The sequence below is a fragment of the Actinacidiphila sp. bgisy145 genome (genome assembly GCF_057708125.1).
On record NZ_JBYIRL010000026.1, the window covers coordinates 1 to 24,834 of the forward strand.

Below are 24,834 nucleotides of genomic sequence, written 5' to 3' on the forward strand. Positions count from 1 at the left end.
TCCTTCGGTCCGACCGTTTCCGGTTTTTCCCTCCGGGCTTTCCCTTCGTGTTCACTACCGTACCCCATTCCCGGACCGATTCATAATCGGCTTCCCCGAATTGGATTTTGGCGCACCAAAAGCCAACCCGATGATCGGGAGGACGTAGGTAGTGGGTGGCCGCTCGTCCCGCGGAGCCTTGTGTGAACCAGGCCCGCCGTTTCAGCGACTCGGACTACGTTACGCAGGCGCGGCGGCCGAGTCAAGCTCGGCCGCCGCCCAAACGTGGATTTCCGGCCGTGTCAGGCCAGTTCGACCGCCCCGAGGTTGCGCTTGCCCCGGCGCAGGACCAGCCAGCGGCCGTGGATCAGGTCGCTCCGGGCAGGTACCGCGTCCTCCCCCACGACCTTGGCGTTGTTCAGGTAGGCGCCGCCCTCCTTGATGGTGCGGCGGGCGGCGGACTTGCTCGGGGCCAGCTCGACCAGCGCCAACAGGTCGGCGACCGGCGCCAGTTCGCTCACCTTGGCGTGCGGCAGCTCGCTCAGGGCCGCGGCGAGGGTGCCCTCGTCGAGGTCCGCCAGCTCACCCTGGCCGAAAAGTGCCTTGGAAGCGGCGATGACGGCCGCGCACTGCTCGGCGCCGTGCACCAGCTCGGTCAGCTCCTCGGCCAGCGCCCGCTGTGCCGCCCGGGCCTGCGGCCGCTCGGCGCTCGCCTGCTCCAGTTCCTCGATCTGCGCGCGGGAGCGGAAGCTGAAGGTGCGCAGGTAGCGGGAGATGTCGCGGTCGTCAGCGTTCAGCCAGAACTGGTAGAAGGCGTAGGGCGTGGTCAGTTCGGGGTCGAGCCAGACGGCCCCGCCCTCGGTCTTGCCGAACTTGGTTCCGTCGGCCTTGGTGAGCAGCACCTGGGTGAGGGCGTGCGCGGGGCCGTGCGGTGCGTTGCCCTCGACCCGGCGGATCAGGTCGAGGCCGGCGGTGATGTTGCCCCACTGGTCGCTGCCGCCGATCTGGAGCGTGCAGCCGTACGTCCGGTACAGCTCCAGGTAGTCCAGCGACTGGAGGATGACGTAGCTGAACTCGGTGTAGCTCATGCCCTCGCCGTCGAGGCGGGTCTTCACCGTCTCGCGGGCGAGCATCTGGTTGACGCTGAAGTGCTTGCCGTAGTCGCGCAGCAGCGCCAGGGCGGAGATGCCCTCGGTCCACTCGTAGTTATTGGCCATCACCGCCTGGGTGGGGCCGGCGGTGTCGAAGTCGAGGAACGCGGCGAGCTGGCCGCGGAGCGCGGCGACCCACTGCTGGACGGTCTCCACGTCGTTGAGTACCCGCTCGGCGCTGGGCTTCGGGTCGCCGATCAGTCCGGTGGCGCCCCCCACGAGGGCGATCGGCCGGTGGCCGGCGAGCTGGAAGCGGCGCAGGGTCAGGATCTGGGTGAGGTGGCCGACGTGCAGGCTGCGCGCGGTGGGGTCGAAGCCGCAATACAGGGTGAGGGGACCGTCCGCGAGCGCCTTGCGCAGGGCTTCCTCGTCGGTGGTCTGGGCGAGTACGCCCCGCCACCGCAGCTCGTCGACGATGTCCGTCACGGTGTCCGTGTCTCCTTGGGTCTGCGGCCTGCTCGGTCCGGCACCGGCCTGCCCGGGCGCCGGGGCGCCTGGTGGGCCTGCCGCCAGGGTGCCTGGCTTCCTGGTACCAGCGTGCCTGAGGTCTGGGTGTGGCGGCGATTCGATTATCCGCGCTTGCGCGGGGTGTGCGGGCGGTAGGGGCTGACGGTGGGGTCGCCGTCGATCCAGTAGCGCCAGGGGTGTGCGGCGCCGTCGCCGCCGACCCCGGTGCGGGGGCCGCTGCGGACGGCGTCGGGGGCGGGCGGGGTGCCGGTCAGGACGCGGAAGGGACCGCCGTCGGCGGCGCAGGCGTCGGCGCCGTTGAGGCCGCGGTCGACGCCGAGTGCGGTGGCGAGCCGGGCCGGGCCCTGGGCGAGGTCGGCGTCCTTGCGGGAGGTGGGGCGGCGGGGGCGGGCGAGGTCGGTGCCGGCGGTGATCCGGCCGGCGCGCAGCAGCACCCCGCTGGCGGTGCCGGGCGGGCCGCAGACCAGGTTCAGGCAGTGCCACATGCCGTAGGTGAAGTAGACGTAGGTGTGGCCGGGCGGGCCGAACATCACGGCGTTGCGCTCGGTGCGGCCGCGGTAGGCGTGGGAGCCGGGGTCGTTGGGGCCGTCGTACGCCTCGACCTCGGTGAGCCGCAGTTCGATCGGGCCGTCGTCGGTGCTGCGCACCAGGGTGCGGCCGAGCAGGTCGGGAGCGATCTCCAGGACGGGCCGGTCGAAGAAGGCGCGCTCCAGCGGGGTCCGGGTCGATGGCGTGCTCACGAGGCAGGAGCGTAGTCGACGGCGGGTGGGTGCCGCGGGGATCGGTCGGGCAGGCCATAGGCTCGGACCAGTCCGTTCCCAACAGGAGGTGTCGAGGTGACCGAGCAAGCGCGACGGCCGCTCCCCCATGACTTCCACCCGCCGGTGCCGGCGTTCACGGTGGTCAGTGACGATGTGGCGCCGGGTGCGGCGCTCAAGGACGACCAGGTGTTCGCGGCCGGCAACCGTTCGCCGCACCTGCGGTGGGAGGGTTTCCCGGCGGAGACGAAGAGCTTCGCGGTGTCCTGCTACGACCCGGACGCGCCGACCGGCAGCGGCTTCTGGCACTGGTCGGTGTTCGACATCCCGGTGTCGGTGACGGAGCTGCCCGCGGGTGCGGGGTCGGGGGACTTCGCCGGGCTGCCCGCGGGCGCGGTGCAGGTGCGCAACGACTACGGGACCCGGGACTTCGGCGGTGCCGCGCCGCCGCCCGGGGACGGCCCGCACCGCTATGTGTTCACGGTGTACGCGGTGGACACGGAGAAGCTGGGTCCTGACGCGGACGCGACGCCGGCGGTGGTGGGCTTCAACCTCCGCTTCCACGCGCTGGCGCGGGCGCAGCTGATCGGTGTCCACGAGGTGCCGGCCGACGCCGGCTGAGACCGCCCCGCCTGCTCTCCCGGGGCCGGTGGCCCCTGTACGCGGCCGGAAACTCCGTTGTCCGGTACGGCGCCGGGGGTCACAGTGGTGCCACCTGAAGGACCCCGGGAGGTGGGCGGACATGCGTGAGACGCTGGTGCTGAATGCGAGTTTCGAGCCGCTGTCGACGGTGTCGCTGCGGCGTGCGGTCGTGCTGGTGATGCAGGACAAGGCCGTTGTCGAGCAGGCCCATCCCGGTCTTCGGGTGCGCGCGGCGCGGGTGGACGTGCCGATGCCGCAGGTGATCAGGCTGTGCCGGTATGTGCGGGTGCCGTTCCGACAACGGGCGCCGTGGTCGCGGCGCGGTGTGCTGGTACGCGACCGGCACCGCTGCGCGTACTGCGGGCGGCGGGCGACGACCGTGGACCATGTGCAGCCGCGGTCGCGCGGGGGCGGCGACACCTGGCTGAACACGGTGGCGGCGTGCAGCGAGGACAACCAGCGCAAGGCGGACCGTACGCCGGAGCAGGCGGGGATGCGGCTGCTGGTGCGGCCGTTCGAGCCGACACCGGCCGACGCGCTGCTGCTGGCGCTGGGGGCGCGGGACCGTACGGACCTGCCGGAGTGGCTGGCGCTGCCGGCGTGAGGCGGCCCGGGCGCGGCCCGGCGCGGGCTACTTCAGCAGGAGCTGGACGATCGCCGCGATGCCGACGGCGACGATGAGGCCGCGCAGTGCCATCGGCGGGAGGCGGCGTCCGACCCGGGCGCCGATCAGCCCGCCGATGGTGGCGCCGGCGGCGATGAGGGCGACCGCGGCCCAGTCCATGTGGGCGATGACGACGAAGAAGAGCGCGGCGATGCCGTTGACCATCGCGGCGAGCACGTTCTTCAGTCCGTTGATCCGCTGGAGCGACTCGTCGAGGAGCACCCCCATCAGGGACATGTAGATGACCCCCTGCGCGGCTCCGAAGTACCCGCCGTAGATGCTGGCGAGGAAGAGTCCGAGCAGGAGGACGGGTCCGCCGTGCACGGGGGCGGCGGACCCGCTGCGCTGCCGGCTGGCCTGGAGGGCGCGGGTCAGCCGCGGTTGCAGGACCACCAGCACCAGGGCGAGCGCGATGAGGACCGGCACGATCGCGTGGAACGCGCCGGACGGCAGGTTGACCAATAGGACGGCGCCGATCGCGCCGCCGACCAGGCAGACGGCGCCCAGGCGCAGCAACCGGCCGCGCTGGCCGGCCAGTTCGCCGCGGTAGCCGATGGCGCCGGCCACCGAGCCGGGCACCAGGCCGAGGGTGTTGGAGACGTTCGCGGTGACGGGCGGCAGGCCGACGGCCAGCAGGACGGGGAAGGTGATCAGGGTGCCGGAGCCGACGATGGTGTTGATGGTGCCCGCGCCGATTCCGGCGGCGAGCACGGCGACGGCTTCCGCCGGTGACATGGGTCCTCCGTGATCGGTGCGCGTCCTGTGCGCCGTGGCGGCCGGGGGTTCCGGGGGGGGTGCCGGACGGCGGTCGGGGGCGCGGCGATCATGCCACACCGGTGCGCCCGGGCCGGGACGGCCCCCGGAGTACGGGCTCCGGGGGCTTCCGGGGGTGTGCTCCCGGGTCAGTCCTTGTCGAAGGGCGGGGCTTCGCGGCGCGGTGCGGGTGCGGCCGCGGGGCGGGTGGCGGGGGGCGCGGCGGCCGCGCTGCCCGGGGCGGGCGCGGGAGCGCCGCCGTTGCCCGCGCCGTTGCCGCCGCCTCCGTTGCCGGTGACGCCGGGGATGTTGACGATGCCGCCGAGGCCCTTGAGCGCGTCGTTGAGTTCGCTGGGGATGATCCAGAGCTTGTTGGCGTCGCCCTCGGCGATCTTCGGCAGCATCTGGAGGTACTGGTAGGCGAGCAGCTTCTGGTCCGGGTCGCCGGCGTGGATGGACTCGAAGACGGTGCGGATCGCCTGGGCCTCGCCCTCGGCGCGCAGCGCGGCGGAGCGCGCGTCGCCTTCGGCGCGCAGGATCGAGGACTGCTTCTCGCCCTCCGCGGTGAGGATCTGGGACTGCCGGATGCCCTCGGCGGTGAGGATCGCGGCGCGCTTGTCACGGTCGGCGCGCATCTGCTTCTCCATCGAGTCCTGGATGGAGGTGGGCGGCTCGATCGCCTTGAGCTCGACGCGGTTGACGCGGATGCCCCACTTGCCGGTGGCCTCGTCGAGGACGCCGCGCAGCGCCGCGTTGATCTCCTCGCGGGAGGTGAGGGTCCGCTCCAGGTCCATGCCGCCGATGATGTTGCGGAGCGTGGTGACGGTGAGCTGCTCGATCGCCTGGATGTAGCTGGCGACTTCGTAGGTGGCGGCCCGGGCGTCGGTGACCTGGTAGTAGATGACGGTGTCGATGTTGACCACCAGGTTGTCCTGGGTGATCACCGGCTGCGGGGGGAAGGGCACGACCTGCTCGCGCAGGTCGATCCGGTTGCGGATGGTGTCGATGAACGGGACGACGATGTTCAGCCCGGCACTGAGGGTGCGGGTGTAGCGGCCGAAGCGCTCGACGATGGCGGCGCTGGCCTGCGGGATGACCTGGACCGTCCTGATCAGCGCGATGAAGACGAGCACCACCAGGATGATGAGGACGATGATGATGGGCTGCATGGTCACTCCGGCGCCGGGTTGAGTGCGGATGGAGCACGTACTACAACAACATGATCAATTGTCGCAGACGGTAGGCGTGCCGTGCGCGGGGTTCCTTGAATTCCCGGCGCCGGGCGGCCCGTTGGCTGCGGTGGGCGTGGCGACTACATCTACATCACGACGGCCGTCGCGCCGTCGATCTCGACCACGTCCACGTGCTGGCCGGGGTCGAAGACGCGGTCGTGTTCCAGGGCGCGGGCCGACCAGATCTCACCGGCGAGCTTGATCCGTCCGCCCGTGCCGTCGTCGACCCGTTCGAGCACCAGGGCCCGTTTGCCCTTGAGCGCGTCCACCCCGCTGCGCTGGCCGGCGCTCTGCCGGTTCCGGTAGGCGATCGGCCGGACGAAGACCAGCAGCGCCACGGAGACCACGACGAAGACGATGACTTGGGCGACGATGCCGCCGCCCATGCCTGCCGTGACCGCTCCGCCGACCGCGCCGACCGCGAACATGCCGAACTCGGGCATCGCCGTGATCACCAGCGGGATGCCCAGCCCCACTGCGGCCACCAACCACCACACCCATGCGTCCACGGGGTCAATCGTAGGCGTACTCGGGGCAGTTGCGGCAGTGCGCGATCCGGACGGCGGTGCCGCGGGCTACTTCAGCGGCAGTCCGGCGGCGGTCCAGCGGTCGCCGCGGCGCTCGACGACGAGCGGCAGTCCGAAGCAGTGCGAGAGGTTGCGCGAGCTCAGCTCGGTGTCGATGGGGCCGGCGGCGATCACCCGTCCCTGACGGATCATCAGCACGTGGGTGAAGCCGGGCGCGATCTCCTCGACGTGGTGGGTCACCATGATCATGGAGGGCGCGATCGGGTCGCGGGCGAGCCGGCCGAGCCGGCGGACCAGGTCCTCGCGGCCGCCGAGGTCGAGGCCGGCCGCGGGTTCGTCGAGCAGCAGCAGTTCGGGGTCGGACATCATCGCGCGGGCGATGAGGGTGCGCTTGCGCTCGCCCTCGGAGAGGGTGCCGAACTTCCGGTCGAGGAACTCGGTCATGCCGAGCCGGTCGAGGAAGGCGCGGGCGCGGTCCTCGTCGACCTGTTCGTACCCCTCGTTCCAGGTGGCGGTCATGCCGTAGGCGGCGGTGAGGACCGTCTCCAGGACGGTCTGGCGGCGCGGCATCTTCTCGGCCATCGCGGCCCCGGCCATCCCGATCCGGGGGCGCAGCTCGAAGACGTCGACGTTGCCGAGCTTCTCGCCGAGGATCTGCACGGTGCCGGTGCTCGGGTAGAGGTAGCTGGAGGCGACGTTCAACAGGGTGGTCTTGCCCGCGCCGTTGGGGCCGAGGATGACCCAGCGCTCCCCTTCGGCCACCGACCAGGAGACCCCTTCGACCAGAGCCCGTCCGTCGCGGACCACGGATACGTCCACCAGCTCCAGTACATCGCTCATGAGCGCGTTGTCTCCCCTTGCATCTCGGCAGTCTCGGCAGGTCGGTGTGCCGGGATCGGCACGGGCCGGAAGGAACAACCCCCGGGGAAAACTTACGCCACCGCGCGGCCGGTCCAGTCCATAGGCTGGGGGCATGCTTGATGAACCTCGTTCAGGGCGGCTGACGGCGTGGGGAAATGCCCTGCTTGCCGGACTTGCCGCCCCTGATGACGTCGCCCAGCGGATCTCGGCCGAGGACGCGGTGCACCGTGTCGCCGGGCTGCCGGGCGAGCCGGCGCCGGTCGGGCTGACCCTGGCGCTGGGCCGGCTCCGCGCCCTGGGCGCCACCGGGCTGCGGCTCGCGCTGCCGGTGGCCGGGCACCCGCTCGGGCTGACCGGGCCCCCGGAGTTCAACGCCCGCGCGATGGCCGCCGGTGAGGCGGTGCTCACCGTGGGCGCGGTCGCGCTCGGCCTGGTGCCCGAGGTCCACGAGGCCGGGCCGGTCGGCGACCTGCACGTGGACGTGGAGTGGCAGTGCCTGCCGGTGCGGGACGCGCCACCGGCCGACGTGCCCTCGCTCGGCGAGGCGGAACGCGAGCTGGCGGAGGCGCTGCGCGACGCCACGGACGCGCTCGCCCAGCTCGACGTCGCCGGCGCGGGGCCCGCCGCCCAGGCGGCGCTGGAGGCGTACCGGGCCCGGGCCGAGCGCGGGCGCGAGGTGCTCGCGCCCGGCTACCCGCCGCGCGCGGTGCGGGTGCTGGAGCTGGCGCAGCGGGTGGCGGCGCTGGTGTCGATAGCGTCCGACGGGCACGGCGGCGCGGTGAGCGCCTCGCAGATCGCCGCCCGTGCGGAGTTGCTGCGCCCGGTGGAGCGGACCGCCCGGCGCGCGCAGGTCGCGGCGTACAACGCGTACGTGGAGGAGACCGAGCGCCGCAGGCCCTGAGGGGCGGGGGTCGCGGGACAGCGCGCGGGCCCCGCGGGCGGCGTACGGTGACGTCGGCCGCGGGGCCCGTGCGGGTTGCCGTCCGGAGGGGGTCAGACGGCAGGCGGGGTCACGTGTTGGCGCCGGTGTTGCCGAAGGCCGGGTTGAGCAGGCCGATCACGTTGACGGTGTTCCCGACCACGTTGACCGGGACGTGCACCGGGACCTGCACGAGGTTGCCGGAGACGACGCCCGGGGACTTCACGGCGGCACCCTGCGCGCCCGAGTCGGCCGAGGCCGCACCGGCACCGGCGGCGAGGAGCCCGCCCGCCACGAGGGTGAGGGTCGCGGCCTTCTTCAGGTTCTTCACTTCGAACTTCCTCCTTGCGAGACATGCCGCGGCCATCCGCCGCGGCACGCCATGGAGAACGGTCCGCCGCCGCTGGGGATGCGCACTCCGGAGGACATACACCCGACAGTATGAATCTCACTCCGCCAAGCGCGGGTGCACGGGCGTGGCGCACCGGCGCCCGCGGGGGCGTGCCGCGTGCCCGCGCACGCCAGGTCAGGCGCCTGCTCGCACGGCAGATCAGTTGCCGACGCCGTTGCGGACCGCCCACAGCGCGGCCTGGGTGCGGTCGGCGAGGTCAAGCTTCATGAGGATGTTCGACACATGGGTCTTGACGGTCTTCTCCGAGAGCACCAGGGCGCGGGCGATCTCCCGGTTGGAGCGGCCGTCCGCGATCAGGCCCAGCACCTCGCGCTCGCGCTCGGTCAGCGTGCTGCCGCGGCCGGTGCCGCCGGCCGGCTGGTCCGGGGCGAGCAGCGCGCCGGCCACCTCCGCCTGGAGCAGGACGTGCCCGGCGTGCACCGAGCGGATGGCGTCGGCGAGCGCGACCGGGTCGACGTCCTTGTAGACGTATCCGGCGGCGCCGGCCCGCAGCGCAGGGACCACGGTGCGCTTCTCGGTGAAGCTGGTCACGATCAGCACCCGGGCGGGGCTGTCCGCCTCGTGCAGCAGCCGCAGCGCCTCGATGCCGTCGGTGCCGGGCATCTTGACGTCCATCAGGATCACGTCGGGGCGCAGCTCCAGCGCGCGGGCCACGCCCTCGTCGCCGTCGGCGGCCTCGCCGACCACCTCGATGTCGCCCTGGACCTCCAGGAACGTCCGCAGGCCGCGGCGCACCACCTGGTGGTCGTCCACGAGCAGCACCCGGATCACCTTGTCAGCCACCTGGCACCTCCATCTCGACGACGGTGCCCCGGCCGGGCTCCGACTGCACGCTCAGCGAGCCGCCGACGCCGTCGGCGCGGTCCCGCATGGAGACCAGCCCCAGGTGGCGGCCGGCCCGGCGGACGGCGGTGGGGTCGAAGCCGCGGCCGTCGTCGCGCACGCGCAGGGTGGCGCCCCCGCCGCCGTGCCCTTCGAGGGTGACGGCGACGCTCCGCGGGTGGGCGTGGCGCAGCGCGTTGTGGGTGGCCTCCTGGGCGACGCGCAGCAGGGCCTCTTCCTGCGGTGCGGGCAGGGCGCGCATCCGGTCGGCGTGGAAGGTCACGCGGGCGGCGTGCACCCGGTCCAGGACGTCGGCCTGGGTGCGCAGGGTGGCCACGAGGCCGTCGTCGTCCAGGGCGGCCGGGCGCAGCTCGACGACGACGGCGCGCAGCTCGTCGGCGGCCTCGGCGGCGAGCGCGGCGACCTGCCGCAGCTCCTCCTTGGCGCGGGCGGGGTCGGTGTCGACGAGGGCGGCGGACGCCTGGGCGGTCAGCCGCAGTGAGAACAGCTTCTGGGAGACCGCGTCGTGCAGTTCGTGGGCGATGCGGGCGCGCTCCCCGGCGAGGGTCAGCTCGCGGCTGCGCTCGTGCAGGCGGGCGTTGGTCAGGGCGATCGCGGCGTGGTCGGCGAGGATGCGCAGGAGGTCCTCGTCGTCCTGGGTGAAGCCCGCGGGGGCGGCCGGGCAGTTCTTGGCGGGCGGTACGTCCCTGGCGGGTGGTGTGTCCCTGGCGGGCGGCGCGTTCTTGTTCGCCAGGAAGATCGCGCCGAGGATCTCGTCGCCGTCGGCCACCGGCATGCCGATGAAGTCCTTCATGACGGGGTGGGCGCGCGGCCAGCCGGCGAAGCTCTCGAAGTCGCGGACGTCGGCGAGGCGCTGCGGGGTGGCCTCGCGGAGCATGGCGGCGAGCACGCCGTGCTGCCGGGGCAGCGGGCCGATCGCCTTCCACTGCTCGTCGCTGACGCCGTCGACCACGAACTGGGCGAACCCGCCGTGGTCGTCGGGCACCCCGAGCGCCGCGTACTGGGCGTCGAGCAGCTCGCGGGCGGAGCCCACGATGGTCTGGAGGACCTCGCGCACCTCCAGCCGCCGGTTCATCGCCACGATCGCGGCGCTGACCGCTTCGATGCCGCCTCGCGGCGCCCGTCCGGACATGTCTCCACGGTACTCGGCGCAGGTGACACCCCGTATGCGCCGCCGGACGTACGGTCCTGGTCCGCTCGTCCTAGGGCCCGGCGTAGGGCGAAGGGCCCGCGGGGGTTGCGGCGGGCGCCCGAGGCCCGGGGCGGGGCGGCGTTCCTACGGTGGGGGCAACGGGTCCGGCGACCGCGCCGGGCCGTGGCGGAAGGCGGGGACCATGCCGGTGGCGATCATCACGGGCGCGTCGCGGGGGCTGGGCCGCGCGCTGGCCGAGGGGCTGGCCGGCCGCGGCTGGGATCTGGTGCTGGACGGCCGCGACGCGGACGCGTTGCGCGCCTCCGCCCAGGACCTCATAACGGACAAAAGTCACGATGCCCTATATATAGGGGACAAAGGTACGGCGGGTGCGGGCCGGGTGCGGGCGGTGCCCGGCGACGTGACGCACCCGGCGCACCGCGCCGAGCTGCTCGCGGCCGCCCGGGAGCTGGGCGGCGGCGCGGGCCCGGACCTGCTGGTCAACAACGCCAGCGCCCTGGGCGCCGAACCCCTGCTGCCGCTGGCCGAACTCCCCGAGGACGGGCTGCGGGCGGCCCTGGAGACGAATGTGCTCGCGCCCTTCGCCCTGATCAGGGCGGCCCTGCCGGGGCTGCGGGCGGCCGGCGGCGCGGTGCTGAACATCAGCTCGGACGCGGCCGTGGCCGCCTACCCCGCCTGGGGCGGCTACGGGGCGAGCAAGGCCGCGCTCGACCACCTGTCGGCGGTGCTGGCGGCGGAGGAGCCGGCGGTCCGGGTGTGGTGGGTCGACCCGGGCGACCTGCGGACCGCGCTGTACGCGGCCGCGGTGCCGGACGACCCCGGCTTCGCGCAGCGCCCGCTGCCGGAAGAGGTCGCGCCCGCGCTGTTGCGGCTGCTCGACGGTCCGGCGCCCGGCGGCCGCTATGTCGCCGCCGAGCTGGCGGGTCCGCAGACGCCGGCCGGACCGGACCCCCTGGCCTCGCCGGCCGCTCCCGCCGAGCCGGGGCGGGCACGATGAGCGCGGCGGCGCCGGCGGCCCCGGTCACCTGCCCGACCTGCGACGACGAGGCGGACCGGCTGGACGCCGGGAGGCTGGCCGACCTGCGGCTGCCGCCGGAGCTGTCGGCGGCGGCGCCCGCGCCCCGCCGCGACGCGGTACGGCTGCTGGTCGGGCGGCAGGGCAGCGGCGAGGTCTCCCGCCACGGCTTCCGCGAGCTGCCCGGACTGCTGCGGGCCGGGGACGTACTGGTCGTCAACACCTCGCAGACTCTGCCCGCAGCGCTGGACGGCTGGATCGACGGCGGCGGCGCACCGGTCGTGGTGCACTTCTCCACCCGGCGTGACGACGGCCGCTGGGTGGTCGAGCTGCGCTCCCCCGACGGGCGCGGCACGACCGTACGCCGGCCGGGCGGACCGGCCGGCGCCCAGGTGCGGCTGGAAGGCGGCGGCCGGCTGGTGCTGGAGCACCCGCTGGACCCGGCGGCCGACCGGCTGTGGGTGGCATCGGTGCGGGTGCCCGACCTGGTGCGGCACCTGCGGCGGCACGGGCGGCCGATCCGCTACGGGTACACCGCCCGCGACCAGCCGCTGTCGGCCCACCAGACGGTCTTCGGCACGCCGTCGGCCGACGGGCGGGGCTCGGCCGAGATGCCGAGCGCGGGCCGGCCGTTCACCGCGCCCCTGGTCACGGCGCTGGTCAGCCGGGGGGTGCAGATCGCGCCGATCGAACTGCACACGGGGGTGGCGTCCGCCGAGGCGCACGAACCGCCGTACCCCGAGCCGTACACGGTGCCGGCCGGCACCGCGTGGCAGGTGAACGCGGCCCGGGCGGCCGGCGGGCGGGTGGTGGCGGTGGGCACCACCGCGGTGCGCGCGCTGGAGTCGGCGGCCGACGGGCGCGGCCGGGTGCGGGCGGCGCACGGCTGGACGGACCTGGTGATCACCCCGGAGCGCGGGGTGCGCGCGGTGGACGGCCTGCTGACCGGGCTGCACGAGCCGCAGGCGTCGCACCTGCTGATGCTGCGGGCCCTGTCGGGCGACGGCCTGCTGGCCCGGGTCTACGCGGAAGCGCTGCGCGGCCGTTTCCGCTGGCACGAGTTCGGAGACGTCAACCTGCTGCTCCCATAAGGGCCTTCGGGCCCCGAATAAGCGTCACATAAAGCGCCTCCTCCGTCACCATCCGCGACGCAGGGGGCGCGCCCCTGTGACCTCACCGATAGGGCCTGCGTCACATACTAAGCCGCTTAGTGGAATTCACCGCGGCAAACGCGCGGACATATCACGGAAACTGCCTCGGGCACTTCGGCCGCGGCTACGAGCCACGCTCGTAGCCAGGCTCATTGACCCCCGATTTCCGACCCTCTAACAATTCTCGGGTCCCAATCGGAAGAGGTAATCCCGCATGCAGCTCCCCACGATCCCGAAGATCGGCCGACTGTCCAGGAAGCACAAGATCACGGCGGCCGGTGTCGCCGCCGCCGCGGCCGTTGCGCTGACAGTCACCGGTCTCGAGGCGACCGCTGGTGGGTCGGCTGTCGCCGACGGCGACCCGACTGGGTTCTCCGTGTCCACCGGCGACCAGGTCAAGGGCATCAGCCCCGAGTCCGGCATGGCCTCCCAGAAGGCCATCAAGGACCAGAGCGACGCTCAGCAGAAGGCCGCCGCGGCAGCGGCGAAGAAGAAGGCGGCCGCTGAGGCCGCGGCGAAGAAGAAGGCCGCCGACGCGGCGGCCGCGAAGAAGAAGGCGGCGGCGCTGGCGGCCGAGCGCGCCAAGGAAGCGGCCAACCGCTCCACCCAGCGCACCACCGTCAAGAAGACCGCGCCGGTGACGAAGAAGTCCACCACGGCCACCAGGTCGACCGGCACGTCGACGGCCACGTCGACCGCCAAGTCGACCACCGTCTCGAAGACGATCACCGCGACGCCCGTCGCCGTGACCTACCCGAACAACCTGGACGGCTGGATTCGCCAGGCCCGCGCCGTCCTGGCCGCGCACAACATTCCGGTCCCGACCTACAACGGCATTTACCGCAACATCATCCGGGAATCGTCCGGAAACCCGAACGCGATCAACCTGTGGGACTCGAACGCCGCCAAGGGCATTCCGTCCAAGGGCCTGCTCCAGACGATCGACCCCACGTTCAACGCGTACCACGTCTCCGGTACTTCGTGGAACGTCTACAACCCGGTCGCGAACATCGCCGCCGCGTGCAACTACGCGTACCACGTGTACGGCGGCATGGACAACGTGAACTCGGCGTACTGACCGGCGTATCCGCTGAATGCGGGAAAACGCGAGGGCGGTGGGACCTGTGCGTCCCACCGCCCTCGCGCGCGACCTGGCCGGCCCGGCGCCGGCTACTTCCGCATGACCTCGGGTTCGTGCCGGCGCAGCAGCCGGGCGACGACGACGCCGCACAGCACGGACATCACCACCAGCACCAGGACGTCCAGCGTCCAGGCACCCGCGGTGTGCTGCCACAGCGCGTCGTGCGTCTTGCGGGTCGGGTCCCACGGCAGCAGCGTGTTGAGGCTCGCCGTGGCACCGGTGCCGGCCACCGCCCAGCGGGCCGGCATCAGCCAGGCCAACTCCTCCACCCCGGGCTTGCCGTAGAGCTGGAAGAGCACCCCGGTGAAGACGATCTGCACGATCGCGAACATCACCAGCAGCGGCATGGTCTTCTCCGCCGTCTTCACCAGCGCCGAGATGATCAGGCCGACCATCATCGAGGCGAAGCCGAAGACGATGATGACCACGGTCATCTCCACGCCCGGGTGGCTGTGCAGGACGACGCCCTCGGTGGGCATCTTGCGCGGCGCGAAGCCGATGCCGCAGATGATCGCGCCCTGGAGCGCCGTGATCAGGCCGAGCACGATGACCTTCGACATCAGGTACGCCGACCGGGACAGCCCGACCGCCCGTTCCCGTTCGTAGATCACCCGCTCCTTGATCAGCTCGCGGACGGAGTTCGCCGAGCCGGCGAAGCAGGCGCCGACCGCGAGGATCATCAGGATGGTGCCCGCGTCCTTGTTCTGGAGGAACGGCGGCTTGCCGAAGCCGAGTCCGTAGTCGGCGGGGATCAGGATGCTGACCACGCCGAGCACCGCGGGCAGGATCACCATCAGCCCGATGAAGCCCCGGTCGGAGAGGATCACCGACAGGTAGCGCCGTATCAGGGTGCCCAGTTGGGAGCCCCACGCCTGCGGCTTGGGCGGCCTGGCCGCCTGGTACGGGATGTAGTGCGCGGCCTGCGGGGCTGCCTGGTCGAGGTGGGCGGCATACGTCTGGTAGTGCTGCGAACCGCGCCAGCGGCCCGACCAGTCGTAGTCGCGGTAGTTCTCGAACGCGGAGAAGACGTCGGCCCAGTTGTCGTAGCCGAAGAACGTCAGCGCCTCGTCCGGCGGGCCGAAGTACGCCACCGCGCCGCCCGGCGCCATCACCAGCAGCTTGTCGCACAGCGCCAGTTCGGCCACCGAGTGGGTGACGACCAGGACCGTGCGGCCGTCGTCGGCCAGGCCGCGCAGCAGCTTCATCACGTCGCGGTCCATGCCCGGGTCGAGACCGGAGGTCGGCTCGTCCAGGAAGATCAGCGACGGCTTGGTCAGCAGCTCCAGGGCGACCGAGACGCGCTTGCGCTGGCCCCCGGAGAGCGAGGTGACCTTCTTGTCCGCGTGGATGTCGAGCTTCAGCTCGCGCAGCACCTCGTCGATCCGCGCCTCGCGCTCCGCGGTCGCGGTGTCGCCGGGGAAGCGGAGCTTGGCGGCGTACCGCAGCGCGGTCCTGACCTGGAGCTCCTTGTGCAGGATGTCGTCCTGCGGGACCAGGCCGATGCGCTGGCGCAACTCGGCGAACTGCTTGTACAGGTTGCGGTTGTCGTACAGCACCTCGCCCTGGTCGGCGGGGCGGTAGCCGGTCAGCGCGCGCAGCAGCGTCGACTTGCCGGAGCCGGACGGGCCGATGACGCCGATCAGCGACTTCTCCGGCACCCCGAAGGAGACGTCCTTCAGGATCGTCTTCGTGGTCTTGCCGTGCGGCACCGTGACCGACAGCCGGCGCGCGGAGAAGGACACGTCGCCGGTGTCGACGAACTCCTCCAGCCGGTCGCCGACCAGCCGGAAGGTGGAGTGGCCGACGCCCACGATGTCGTTGGGGCCCAGCAGGTGGCGCTGGACCGGCTGGCCGTTGACATAGGTGCCGTTGTGGCTGCCGAGGTCGACGATCTCGTAGCGGCCGTCGGGGTGCGCGCGGAACTCCGCGTGGTAGCGGGAGACCTGGAGGTCGGAGACGACCAGTTCGTTCTCCAGCGCACGGCCGATCTTCATCACCCGGCCCAGCGCGAGCTGGTGGAAGGTGGTGGGGCTGCGCATCCCGGCGCCCGGTGCGCCCTGCGGCGGCTGCGGCGCCCCGGCCTGCGGCGGCACCCCCGGCTGGGGCTGGGCGCCCCAAGCCTGCTGCGGCGGGGCGGCCTGCTGCGGCGGCGCCGCGTGCTGCTGCGGTACCCCGTGCTGGGGCGGCGCGCCCCATCCCCCGGCGCCCGGCTGCCCCTGCTGCGGTGCGGCCTGCGGCGGCGCCGCGTACATCTGCGGCTGCTGCGGCGGGGGTTGGTACGGCGGCTGCGGCTGCGGGTGCGCCTGCGGCGGGGCCTGCTGGTAGGCGGCGGCCGGCTGGGGCGCCTGGTACGGCGCCTGCGCCGGCGCGGACGGCGCCGCCCCGGCCGCCCCGGCCGCGGCGGCCGCCGCGGCCGCCACACCCGCCGCCGCGCCCGCGCCGGCTCCCGCCGGAGCGGTGAAGTTCAGCCGGGGCCCGTCGGTCGCGTTGCCGAGGTTGACCACCGCCCCCGGGCCGAGGTCGGTGTGCTGGACCCGTTGGCCCTGTACGAAGGTGCCGTTGGTGCTGCCCTGGTCCTCCAGCAGCCAGCCGCGCTCCCCGCGGCGGATCGTGGCGTGCCGCCAGGAGACTCGCGCGTCGTCGAGCACGAGGTCGCCCTGCGGGTCCCGGCCGAGGCTGTAGGACCGGGACGGGTCCAGCGGCCAGGTCTGTCCGTTGAGTTCAAGTACGAGTTCAGGCACCCCATGCCCCATTTGTTGTCCCCCGAAGTCCCCCATGGAGGGGCAGTCTAGGGATTACGAACATCGGGAGGAAATATTTCCGGCTCGGCCCGGTTGCCGAGGGCCCCCTCCACGCCCCACGACGCACGTCGCGCACCCCCGGTTCCGTGCCGCGGCACCCCGGGTTCGCCGCGGGTTCGCCGCGGGGGCACCAGTAGTACCACCCCGGCGCACCAGGCAGGGCAGCCCGCGCACCGCGGGTTTTGTGCGGGTGTCCGCCAGCCGGGACAGCCCGCGCCCCGCGGGCGGTCGGCCGATACGGTGGGAGCACCATGAACGACGCCCCGCAGACCCCACCGGCTGCCGCCGCGGACGAGACCGTCCCCATGATCCCCGCGGCCGACGCGCCGACCCTCCTGGTCAAGATCTTCGGCAGGGACCGGCCCGGGCTCACCGCCGGTCTCTTCGAGACGCTGGCCGGCTACGACGTGGCCGTGGTGGACATCGAGCAGGTGGTCACCCGCGGCCGGATCGTGCTGTGCGCGCTGGTCACCGCCCCGGCCGGCCGAGGCGCGGAGAGCGAGCTGCGGGTCACCGTGCACGGCTGGGCCGAGTCGATGAAGATGCAGGCCGAGATCATCTCCGGGATCGGCGACAACAGTCCGCGCGGCGCGGGCCGCTCCCACGTCACGGTGCTCGGGCGGCCGCTGGCACCGGAGTCCATCGCGGCCATAGCGGCCCTGATCACCGGCACCGGCGGCAACATCGACCGGATCTTCCGGCTGGCGAAGTACCCGGTGACCGCGGTGGAGTTCGCGGTGTCGGGTGCCGAGCACACCGCGCTGCGCTCGGCCCTGGCGCTGGAGTCGGCCGCGCGCGGGGTGGACGTGGCGGTGGTGCCCTCCGGGCTCCAGCGCCGGGCGCAGCGGCTGGTGGTGATGGACGTGGACTCCACCGTCATCCAGGACGAGGTGATCGAGCTGTTCGCCGCGCACGCCGGGTGCGAGGCGCAGGTCGCCGAGGTGACGGCGGCCGCGATGCGCGGCGAGCTGGACTTCGAGCAGTCGCTGCACGCGCGGGTGGCGCTGCTGGCGGGGCTGGACGCGTCGGTGGTGGACAAGGTCCGCGCCGAGGTGCGGCTGACGCCCGGCGCCCGCACCCTGGTGCGCACCCTGAAGCGGCTGGGCTACCAGGTGGGGGTGGTCTCCGGCGGCTTCACCCAGGTGACCGACGACCTCAAGGAGCGGCTGGGGCTGGACTTCGCCGCCGCGAACACCCTGGAGATCGTCGAGGGGCGGCTGACCGGCAAGGTGACCGGGCCGATAGTGGACCGGGCGGGCAAGGCGCGGCTGCTGCGGTCCTTCGCCGCGCTGGCCGGGGTGCCGCTGAGCCAGACGGTGGCGATCGGCGACGGCGCCAACGACCTGGACATGCTCAACACCGCGGGCCTGGGCGTGGCGTTCAACGCCAAGCCGCTGGTCCGGGAGGCGGCCGACGCGGCGGTGACGGTGCCGTTCCTGGACGCCGTGCTCTACCTGCTGGGGATCACCCGCGAGGAGATCGAGGCGGCCGACGCGCTGGACGGCACGGCCACGGACTGACCCGCCCGCCGGCCGTACCGCGCCGCCGCCTCTACGGCCGGCCCCGGGTCCTCACTCCTCGTGCGGCGCCCAGAAGGCGGTGAGGCGGGCCACGCCGTGCTCGGCGGACTTCCAGGGCCCGGTGAAGGTCAGGACGGCGAAGGCCGCGGTGGGGAAGCCGGCGCGGTGCATCCGGGCGCGGGCGTCGCCGTCCGAGGTGCCGGCCAGTGCCTCGGCGAGGGCGTGCATTCCCGGGTTGTGGCCGATCAGCAGGAGCGAGCCGACGCTGTCGGGGGTCTCGCCGACCAGGGCCAGCAGGTCGCCGAGGGAGGCGTCGTAGAGCCGCTCCTCGTAGACGGTCCTGGGCCGGTGCGTCATCTCGTGCGCGACGAGTTTCCAGGTCTCGCGGGTGCGGGTGGCCGTCGAGCACAGGGCGAGGTCGGGGGCGATGCCGTCGTCGGTGAAGCGGCGGCCGGCCGCGGGCGCGTCCAGGCGGCCGCGGTCGGCCAGCGGGCGCTCGTGGTCGGGCACGGCCGGCCAGTCGGCCTTGGCATGCCTGAGCAGGACGATGGTGCGGGTCGAATCGGCGCTCATGCCCTTCAGCTTTCCAGAATTCGGGCCGTCAGGCGCGGGCTGGACCACCTGGCCCGGACCGGGGTTTCGCGCCGGCGCACGACCGGGGGCGTACGCGGGCTCGGAAGCAGGTCGGAACAGGTCACCACAGGTGGTGCAGCAGGGCGGTGAAGGCCGTGGTGAAGCGTGCGAGCAGGTCGCTGCCTGCGGCGCCGGAGGAGGCGTGCGCGGCGCCGCCGCTGAGCAGGGCCAGCAGCACGGCGAACGCCACCACGGGCAGCGCCACCGCCCACCAGGGCACCCTGGTCTGGGCGGCGGGCTCCCGCCCGGGGCCGCGGCCGGCGCCGGGCCGGACCGCGGACCGGGGCTGCCGCTCGTACAGGTGCGGGGACTGCGTGGTCACGTGGGCCGCCTCCGTGCTGGACCGTCGAACTGCCGGGTCGCTCTTCCCGGTGCGGTTCGACGCTACGGCGGCGCGGTGGCGCGGCCCATCCGGTCGTCCACCCACTTGACCCTGAGCCTGACCCCCTAGGGGAGGTGGGGTTGTCCCCACCCTGGGGTCAGGGTCGCGGGGTCAGTGGTCCGCGCCCGCGCGGACCACTGGGGAGGACGGACCGGGGGGGGCGGGTGGGCTAGCCCATGCGGGCGGCGATGGTGGCGACCACCGCGACGATCGCGGGGACGCCCATCATGAGGCCGAAGATGATCAGCAGGCGGCGTTGCGGCTGCGGCGGATTCGGTTCGAGTACCGGCATGGCGTCCAGTCTGGCACCGCGTCCCGGGCGCGGTGCGGCGGGGTCACAGTTCGTCCTCGACGTGTCGGTTCCGCCCGGCCAGCACCCCGCACAGCACCTGGGGCACCACCAGGACGAGCATGAGCGCCATCGGCAGGCCCCAGCCGCCGGTCGCCTGGTTGAGGGTGCCGACCAGGATCGGCCCGGGGATGGCGAGCAGGTAGCCGCTGCTCTGCGCGAACGCCGACAGCCGTACGACGCCCGGTCCGCTGCGGGCACGCATCCCGATCATCGTCAGCACCAGCGGGAAGGCGCAGTTGGCGACGCCGAGCAGCGCCGCCCACACCCAGGGCGCCGCGGCGGGCGCGGCCCACAGCCCGGCGAACCCGGCGATCTGGAAGGTGGCGAGCACCACCACGATCGGGGCCTGCGAGCGCATGCGGGCGGCGAGCAGCGGCAGCACGAACGACAGCGGCACGCCCAGCGCCATGGTGACGGCGAGCAGCAGGCCCGCCTTGTCCGCGGACAGCCCGGCGTCCCGGAAGATCTGCGGCATCCAGCCCATGGTGACGTAGGCGGCGGCGCCCTGGAGGCCGAAGTAGCCGGCGAGCACCCGGGCGGTGCGGCTGCGGCCGATCCGGCCGTGCTCGCCGGCGGCGGGGGCGGGCGTGGACGCGGACCCGGCGGCGGGGGCGGGCGCCGTTACGGGGGTGGCGGCCGCGCCGCGTACGGCCCGGGGGCGCGGCGGCTGCTGCCCGGACCGGTCCCGGACCAGCGGCAGCCAGGGCAGGATCGCGAGCGCGGCGAGCGCGGCCCACATGCCCAGGCCCAGCCGCCAACTGCCGCCCATCGCGTCGGTGAGCGGCACCGTGACGGCCGCGGCGACCGAGGTGCCCAGGGACAGGGCCATCGAGTAGACGCCGGTGACGGTGCCGACCCGGTCGGGGAAGTAGCGCTTGACGATGACCGGCATCAGCACGTTGGAGACCGCGATCCCGGCCAGCGCCAGCGCGCTGGTGGCCAGGAAGACCGGCGTGCCGCCGGCGAGGGGGCGCAGCAGCAGGCCGGCGGTGATGGCGGCCATCCCGGCGCAGACCACCGCGCCGGGGCCGTAGCGCCGGGCCAGCCGGGGCGCGGCGAAGCCGAACAGCGCGAAGCACGCGGCGGGTACCGAGGTGAGCAGCCCGGCCATGGTGCCGCTCATGCCGAGGCCGTCGCGGACCTCCTTCAGCAGCGCGCCGAGGCTGGTGATGGCCGGGCGCAGGTTGAGCGCGGCGAGGATCAGGGCCACGACGACGAGGCGGCGTATCCACCGCGCGGGCAGGGGCTGGCCGGGGTCGGCGCCGGGACCGGCTCGGGGGGCGTCCGCGGGGGCGACGGCACCCGACGGTGCGGCCGCGGCGGGGTCGAGGGCCAGGGATTCGTCATCACGCATGAACCCATCATAGAATGATGGGATGAATCTTGGACCCGTCTCCCGCCCCGCTCCCCTCGCCGACCAGGTCATCGCGCGGCTGCGCGCGGAGATCGCCGCCGGGAACTGGCCGGTCGGATCGCGTATCCCGACCGAGCCGGAGCTGGTGGCGCAGCTGGGGGTGGCCCGCAACACCGTCCGGGAGGCGGTCCGCGCCCTGGCGCACAACGGGCTGCTCGACATCCGGCAGGGCTCGGGCACCTACGTCGTCGCGACCAGCGAACTTGCCGGGGTGATGCACCGCCGCTTCGCCGACGCCGACCCGCTGCACGTCGCCGAGCTGCGCAGCTCCCTGGAGGCGAGCGCGGCAGGGCTGGCCGCCGAGCGCCGCACCGAGGCGGACCTGCGGCGGCTGGACGCGCTGACCGAGCGGCGCGAGCGCGCCTGGGACTCCGGCGGCGCCGAGGACTTCGTCCAGGCCGACGCCACCTGGCACCTGGCGGTGGTGGCCGCCTCGCACAACGACGTCTTCACCGCGCTGTACGCCGACCTCGGCGAGGTGCTGCGCGACTTCCTGCGGGCGGACGTCGGCCCGCAGGTGCGCCCCGAGGACTACGTCGACCACGCGCGGCTGCTGGCCGCGATCCGCGCCGGCGACGCCGCCGCCGCGGCCGCCGAGGCCCGCAACCACGCCTTCTCCTGCCGGTTCGGCGCCTTCCGGGTATGACGACGGCCTCCCTGCCCGCGAGGGCAGGAAGGCCGTCCAGAACCTGTCGGCCGGATCAACCGACCGCGTGCAGGCCGCCGTCCACGTGGATGATCTCGCCGGTGGTCTTGGGGAACCAGTCCGACAGCAGCGCCACGACGCCGCGGCCGGCCGGCTCCGGGTCGGTGAGGTCCCACGCCAGCGGGGAGCGGGTGTCCCACGCGGAGGCCAGGTCGCTGAAGCCGGGGATCGACTTGGCGGCCATCGAGCCGAGCGGGCCGGCCGACACCAGGTTGCAGCGCACGTTCCGCTCGCCGAGGTAGCGGGCGAGGTAGCGGGACGTCGACTCCAGCGCGGCCTTCGCCGGGCCCATCCAGTCGTACTGCTTCCAGGCGAACTGCGCGTCGAAGGTCAGGCCGACCACCGAGCCGCCGCTCACCGCGTCCGGGCCGTCGGCCTCCGTCATCAGCGGCAGCAGCGCCATGGTGAGGGACTTCAGCGAGAACGCCGAGACGTGCATCGCGGTGGACACCGACTCGAAGGGCGTGTCGAGGAAGTTGCCGCCGAGCGCGTCCTGCGGGGCGAAGCCGATGGAGTGCACGATCCCGTCGAGGCCGCCCAGCTCCTTGCGGACGACCTCCTCCAGGCCGGCCAGGTGCTCGGCGTTGGTCACGTCCAGCTCGATGACCTTCGTCGGCTTCGGCAGCTTCTTGGCGACACGGGCAGTCAGGGTGGGCCGGGGGAAGGCGGTGAGGATGATCTCGGCGCCCTGCTCCTGCGCCAGCTTGGCCGCGTGGAACGCGATGGACGACTCCATCAGCACGCCGGTGATCAGGATGCGCTTGCCTTCGAGGATTCCGCTCATGGTGATCAGTGACCCATGCCCAATCCGCCGTCAACCGGGATGACGGCTCCAGTGATGTACGAGGCGTCGTCGGAGGCGAGGAAGCGCACCGTGGCGGCGATCTCCTCCGGTCGCGCGTACCGGCCCAGCGGCACCTGGGAGACGATGCCGGAGCGCTGCTCGTCGGTGAGCGCCCGGGTCATGTCGGTGTCCACGAAGCCGGGCGCGACGACGTTGAAGGTGAGGTTGCGCGAGCCCAGTTCGCGGGCGAGCGAACGGGCGAATCCCACCAGTCCGGCCTTGGACGCGGCGTAGTTGGCCTGTCCGGCGCTGCCCAGCAGGCCCACGACGGACGAGATCAGCACGACCCGGCCCTTCTTCGCCCGCAGCATGCCGCGGTTGGCCCGCTTGACGACGCGGAAGGTGCCGGTGAGGTTGGTGTCCAGAACCGTGGTGAAGTCCTCCTCGGACATCCGCATCAGCAGCTGGTCCCGGGTGATGCCCGCGTTGGCGACCAGCACCTCGACGGTGCCGTGCTTCTCCTCGATCTCCTTGTACGCCTGCTCCACCTGCTCGCTGTCGGTGATGTCGCAGCGCACCGCGAGCGCGCCCGACTCGACCAGCTCCGCCGGCGGTTCACCCGAGCGGTACGTGATGGCGACCTTGTCGCCCGCCTCGACGAAGACCCGCGCGATGGCGAGACCGATGCCCCGGTTTCCTCCGGTGACCAGAACCGAGCGGCTCAACGGATCACTCTTTCCCTGCGTCGATGGGTCGGCTGTCTGCCTGAAAACTACCGGTAGCGCTCGCGTTCCGGGGAATCGGGCCGTACAGCCTGCCCACGAGGACCCTGTGGGGTTCCTACAGTGCCCGGCGGCGCCGGGGCCTGCGGATACGTCCCGCCGGTCAGGCGTCGTGCGGGGTGGCGGCCGCCGACGGGTCGGGCTGGGCGTGCTTCGTGGCGTACTGGTCCACGGTGACGGTCAGCGACTGCGCGATCTGGCGCAGATAGGAGATGAGCCGCTCGGTCTCCTCCTGTTCGCCGCCGGCCGTCCTGCCGTCCTGGGCGCGCAGCTGCTCCAGGACCGCCTCGGCCTGTATCCGCGCGGCCCGCACCATGTTGCGGGCCTGCTCGCGGGCGGCGACCACGGTCTGCTCGGCCGACTGCTGGGCGCGGGCCTGCTGGAGGACCGCGTCCACGGTCGGCACCCCGGTGGGCCCGGCGCCGTCGCCGATGTTGTTCGCTCTGATCCAGTCCCGGTGGCGCTGCATGTCGGTGCGCAGCCGGTCGTTCTCCTGCGCCAGCGCGAGGAGTTCGGCGGCGCAGCGGCGCAACGCGTCGTGCACGGCCTCCTCGTTGTAGCCGCGGCGGGTCAGGGGGGCGCGGGGGAACGTCATCGAGCGCAGCGTCTCGGGCGTCACCCGGCGCTCCTCCGGGCGGTGTGCTCGTGGCTCGTTCACGTGTCTCCGATCACCGAGCGTCTTCGTAGTGCAGCAGGTCCTGGGGGATGCCGCCGGCCGCCAGGTCGCGCACGGTCGCGGTGACCATGGACGGCGAGCCGCAGACGTACACCGAGCGCCCGGGGCAGGTGCCCGAGCGCAGGACCGGGCCGGCCAGGCTGCGGTTCTCGAAGGTGCCGAAGTCCACACCGGTCAGCGGGGTGACGCGGAACCACGGGTGGGCCTCGGCCATCTGCCGCAGCGCGGGCATGTCGTACAGGCCGTGGACGTCGCGGGCCCCGAAGAACAGGTCCACCCGGCGGGCCGGGCCGTACCAGGCGATCTCCTCGACCAGGGCGCGCAGCGGCGCCAGGCCGGTGCCGCCGGCCACCAGCACCAGGTCCCGGCCCTGGGAGCGCCGCAGACCCAGCCGGTCGCCGACCGGGGCGCCCAGCCGCAGCACGTCGCCCTGCCGCAGCGAGTAGACCATGGCGGGACTGACCAGGCCGCCGTCGATGGAGCGCACGTGCAGTTCTATGGTGCCGTCGGCGCGTACGGCGTTGGCCGGGGTGAAGGAGCGCCAGGTGCTCGGCAGCACCGGGGTCTCCACCATCACGGACTGCCCGGCGGCGTAGGCCATCGGCTGGTCCAGGCGCAGGGTGAGGACGGCGAGGTCGAAGCCGCGCTGCTCGCGCCGTACCACTTCGGCGTTCCACCAGGGCGGGTTGACCGCGGCGTCGGTCTCGGCGGCCTGGAACATGGTGCGGGCCACCACGCCGTACGCCTCGGTCCAGCCGCGCTGGAGCTCCGGGGTCCACGCCTCGCCCAGGAAGTAGCCGAGGGTGGCCAGCAGCGCCCGGCCGACCGCGTCGTAGTGCTCGGCCACCACCTGGAACTTGCGGTGGTCGCGGCCCAGTTGCTGGAGGAACGGCACCAGCCGCTCGGGGTCGTCGACATCGGCGACGATCCGGCCCAGGGCCGCGACGAGGCGGTCGCGCTGGAGGCCCATGGAGACCGGGAACATCGGCCGGACCTCCGGCGCGATGAGGAACAGGTAGGAGTAGAAGTACCGCGGTACCTCGTCCCCGGACTTGCCGACCAGGGCGAAGGAGTCCCGCAGCGCCTGGGTGTCGCTCACGGGCGGCCACCGGCGG

The 24,834-nt window shown here is 73.2% G+C and carries 26 protein-coding genes; 8 read left to right on the forward strand and 18 right to left on the reverse strand.

Features of this window, described 5'->3' with window-relative positions; genetic code table 11:
- Nucleotides 1-281: 281 nt before the first annotated feature.
- Entirely contained in the window at nt 282-1,556 is a 1,275-nt protein-coding gene (gene tyrS, locus AC3ERT_RS22870; RefSeq protein WP_335973114.1) for a tyrosine--tRNA ligase, read from the reverse strand.
- Between the two features lie 143 nt (nt 1,557-1,699).
- Complete coding sequence (locus AC3ERT_RS22875) at nt 1,700-2,338, reverse strand: DNA-3-methyladenine glycosylase (protein ID WP_335973117.1); 639 nt, start codon at nt 2,336-2,338, stop codon at nt 1,700-1,702.
- A 96-nt stretch (nt 2,339-2,434) separates the two neighbouring features.
- Between AC3ERT_RS22875 and AC3ERT_RS22880 the strand changes: the two genes are divergently transcribed.
- Complete coding sequence (locus AC3ERT_RS22880) at nt 2,435-2,977, forward strand: YbhB/YbcL family Raf kinase inhibitor-like protein (protein ID WP_435129446.1); 543 nt, start codon at nt 2,435-2,437, stop codon at nt 2,975-2,977.
- Nucleotides 2,978-3,098: 121 nt separating this feature from the next.
- Nucleotides 3,099-3,602 carry an HNH endonuclease gene (locus tag AC3ERT_RS22885; protein WP_335973122.1) on the forward strand — a complete coding sequence of 168 codons (504 nt, stop codon included), beginning with the start codon at nt 3,099-3,101 and terminating at the stop codon, nt 3,600-3,602.
- A 27-nt stretch (nt 3,603-3,629) separates the two neighbouring features.
- On the opposite strand, the gene AC3ERT_RS22890 is transcribed toward AC3ERT_RS22885, so the two are convergent.
- The 4 genes from AC3ERT_RS22890 to AC3ERT_RS22905 form a co-directional block, all read right to left on the reverse strand.
- Entirely contained in the window at nt 3,630-4,397 is a 768-nt protein-coding gene (locus AC3ERT_RS22890) for a sulfite exporter TauE/SafE family protein (protein ID WP_435129450.1), read from the reverse strand.
- A gap of 167 nt (nt 4,398-4,564) precedes the next feature.
- Nucleotides 4,565-5,584, reverse strand: coding sequence for an SPFH domain-containing protein (locus tag AC3ERT_RS22895; protein WP_335973128.1), 1,020 nt, complete (start codon nt 5,582-5,584; stop codon nt 4,565-4,567).
- A gap of 149 nt (nt 5,585-5,733) precedes the next feature.
- Entirely contained in the window at nt 5,734-6,144 is a 411-nt protein-coding gene (locus AC3ERT_RS22900; protein WP_335974110.1) for an NfeD family protein, read from the reverse strand.
- 78 nt (nt 6,145-6,222) lie between these two features.
- Nucleotides 6,223-7,014 carry an ABC transporter ATP-binding protein gene (locus AC3ERT_RS22905; RefSeq protein ID WP_335973131.1) on the reverse strand — a complete coding sequence of 264 codons (792 nt, stop codon included), beginning with the start codon at nt 7,012-7,014 and terminating at the stop codon, nt 6,223-6,225.
- Between the two features lie 133 nt (nt 7,015-7,147).
- Here AC3ERT_RS22905 and AC3ERT_RS22910 point away from each other — a divergent pair, with 133 nt between their 5' ends.
- Nucleotides 7,148-7,936: a hypothetical protein gene (locus AC3ERT_RS22910; protein WP_335973132.1), complete on the forward strand. Its 789-nt coding sequence runs from the start codon at nt 7,148-7,150 to the stop codon at nt 7,934-7,936.
- A 109-nt stretch (nt 7,937-8,045) separates the two neighbouring features.
- Here the strand turns inward: AC3ERT_RS22910 and AC3ERT_RS22915 are convergent, their stop codons facing one another.
- The 3 genes from AC3ERT_RS22915 to AC3ERT_RS22925 form a co-directional block, all read right to left on the reverse strand.
- Nucleotides 8,046-8,285 (reverse strand): chaplin family protein, encoded by a 240-nt coding sequence (locus AC3ERT_RS22915; protein ID WP_335973134.1) that lies wholly within the window; start codon nt 8,283-8,285, stop codon nt 8,046-8,048.
- Nucleotides 8,286-8,504: 219 nt separating this feature from the next.
- Nucleotides 8,505-9,149, reverse strand: coding sequence for a response regulator (locus AC3ERT_RS22920; protein ID WP_335973137.1), 645 nt, complete (start codon nt 9,147-9,149; stop codon nt 8,505-8,507).
- On the reverse strand, nt 9,142-10,341 hold the full coding sequence (locus AC3ERT_RS22925; protein WP_435176484.1) for a GAF domain-containing sensor histidine kinase: 1,200 nt from the start codon (nt 10,339-10,341) through the stop codon (nt 9,142-9,144). Before AC3ERT_RS22925 ends, AC3ERT_RS22920 begins: the two co-directional genes overlap by 8 nt.
- Before the next feature lie 202 nt (nt 10,342-10,543).
- Here AC3ERT_RS22925 and AC3ERT_RS22930 point away from each other — a divergent pair, with 202 nt between their 5' ends.
- The 3 genes from AC3ERT_RS22930 (at nt 10,544) to AC3ERT_RS22940 (ending at nt 13,606) form a co-directional block, all read left to right on the forward strand.
- Nucleotides 10,544-11,359: an SDR family NAD(P)-dependent oxidoreductase gene (locus tag AC3ERT_RS22930; protein ID WP_435176486.1), complete on the forward strand. Its 816-nt coding sequence runs from the start codon at nt 10,544-10,546 to the stop codon at nt 11,357-11,359.
- The gene (locus tag AC3ERT_RS22935; protein ID WP_435176488.1) at nt 11,356-12,468 is read left to right on the forward strand and encodes an S-adenosylmethionine:tRNA ribosyltransferase-isomerase; all 1,113 of its coding nucleotides are present in this window, start codon (nt 11,356-11,358) and stop codon (nt 12,466-12,468) included. Before AC3ERT_RS22930 ends, AC3ERT_RS22935 begins: the two co-directional genes overlap by 4 nt.
- A gap of 274 nt (nt 12,469-12,742) precedes the next feature.
- Nucleotides 12,743-13,606 (forward strand): transglycosylase SLT domain-containing protein, encoded by an 864-nt coding sequence (locus AC3ERT_RS22940; protein WP_435129465.1) that lies wholly within the window; start codon nt 12,743-12,745, stop codon nt 13,604-13,606.
- 92 nt (nt 13,607-13,698) lie between these two features.
- On the opposite strand, the gene AC3ERT_RS22945 is transcribed toward AC3ERT_RS22940, so the two are convergent.
- Nucleotides 13,699-16,422, reverse strand: a complete 2,724-nt coding sequence (locus AC3ERT_RS22945; RefSeq protein WP_435176490.1) for an FHA domain-containing protein — start codon at nt 16,420-16,422, stop codon at nt 13,699-13,701.
- 299 nt (nt 16,423-16,721) lie between these two features.
- Here AC3ERT_RS22945 and serB point away from each other — a divergent pair, with 299 nt between their 5' ends.
- The gene (gene serB / locus AC3ERT_RS22950; RefSeq protein WP_435176495.1) at nt 16,722-17,990 is read left to right on the forward strand and encodes a phosphoserine phosphatase SerB; all 1,269 of its coding nucleotides are present in this window, start codon (nt 16,722-16,724) and stop codon (nt 17,988-17,990) included.
- A 51-nt stretch (nt 17,991-18,041) separates the two neighbouring features.
- On the opposite strand, the gene AC3ERT_RS22955 is transcribed toward serB, so the two are convergent.
- From AC3ERT_RS22955 to AC3ERT_RS22970, 4 genes are all read right to left on the reverse strand, one after another.
- Complete coding sequence (locus tag AC3ERT_RS22955) at nt 18,042-18,563, reverse strand: SixA phosphatase family protein (protein WP_335973147.1); 522 nt, start codon at nt 18,561-18,563, stop codon at nt 18,042-18,044.
- A 121-nt stretch (nt 18,564-18,684) separates the two neighbouring features.
- Entirely contained in the window at nt 18,685-18,945 is a 261-nt protein-coding gene (locus AC3ERT_RS22960) for a hypothetical protein (RefSeq protein ID WP_335973149.1), read from the reverse strand.
- Nucleotides 18,946-19,174: 229 nt separating this feature from the next.
- Entirely contained in the window at nt 19,175-19,297 is a 123-nt protein-coding gene (locus tag AC3ERT_RS22965) for an SGM_5486 family transporter-associated protein (RefSeq protein WP_262413603.1), read from the reverse strand.
- A gap of 43 nt (nt 19,298-19,340) precedes the next feature.
- Nucleotides 19,341-20,711, reverse strand: coding sequence for a CynX/NimT family MFS transporter (locus tag AC3ERT_RS22970; protein ID WP_435176497.1), 1,371 nt, complete (start codon nt 20,709-20,711; stop codon nt 19,341-19,343).
- Between the two features lie 22 nt (nt 20,712-20,733).
- On the opposite strand from AC3ERT_RS22970, the gene AC3ERT_RS22975 reads away from it, so the two are divergent.
- Nucleotides 20,734-21,417: a FadR/GntR family transcriptional regulator gene (locus AC3ERT_RS22975; protein WP_335973155.1), complete on the forward strand. Its 684-nt coding sequence runs from the start codon at nt 20,734-20,736 to the stop codon at nt 21,415-21,417.
- 55 nt (nt 21,418-21,472) lie between these two features.
- Here the strand turns inward: AC3ERT_RS22975 and fabI are convergent, their stop codons facing one another.
- The 4 genes from fabI to AC3ERT_RS22995 form a co-directional block, all read right to left on the reverse strand.
- The gene (gene fabI / locus AC3ERT_RS22980) at nt 21,473-22,261 is read right to left on the reverse strand and encodes an enoyl-ACP reductase FabI (protein WP_335973159.1); all 789 of its coding nucleotides are present in this window, start codon (nt 22,259-22,261) and stop codon (nt 21,473-21,475) included.
- A gap of 5 nt (nt 22,262-22,266) precedes the next feature.
- Nucleotides 22,267-22,986, reverse strand: coding sequence for a 3-oxoacyl-[acyl-carrier-protein] reductase (fabG, locus tag AC3ERT_RS22985; RefSeq protein WP_335973162.1), 720 nt, complete (start codon nt 22,984-22,986; stop codon nt 22,267-22,269).
- 160 nt (nt 22,987-23,146) lie between these two features.
- Nucleotides 23,147-23,662, reverse strand: coding sequence for a DivIVA domain-containing protein (locus AC3ERT_RS22990; RefSeq protein WP_335973166.1), 516 nt, complete (start codon nt 23,660-23,662; stop codon nt 23,147-23,149).
- A gap of 49 nt (nt 23,663-23,711) precedes the next feature.
- Nucleotides 23,712-24,818 carry a globin domain-containing protein gene (locus AC3ERT_RS22995; protein ID WP_335973168.1) on the reverse strand — a complete coding sequence of 369 codons (1,107 nt, stop codon included), beginning with the start codon at nt 24,816-24,818 and terminating at the stop codon, nt 23,712-23,714.
- Nucleotides 24,819-24,834 lie beyond the last annotated feature (16 nt).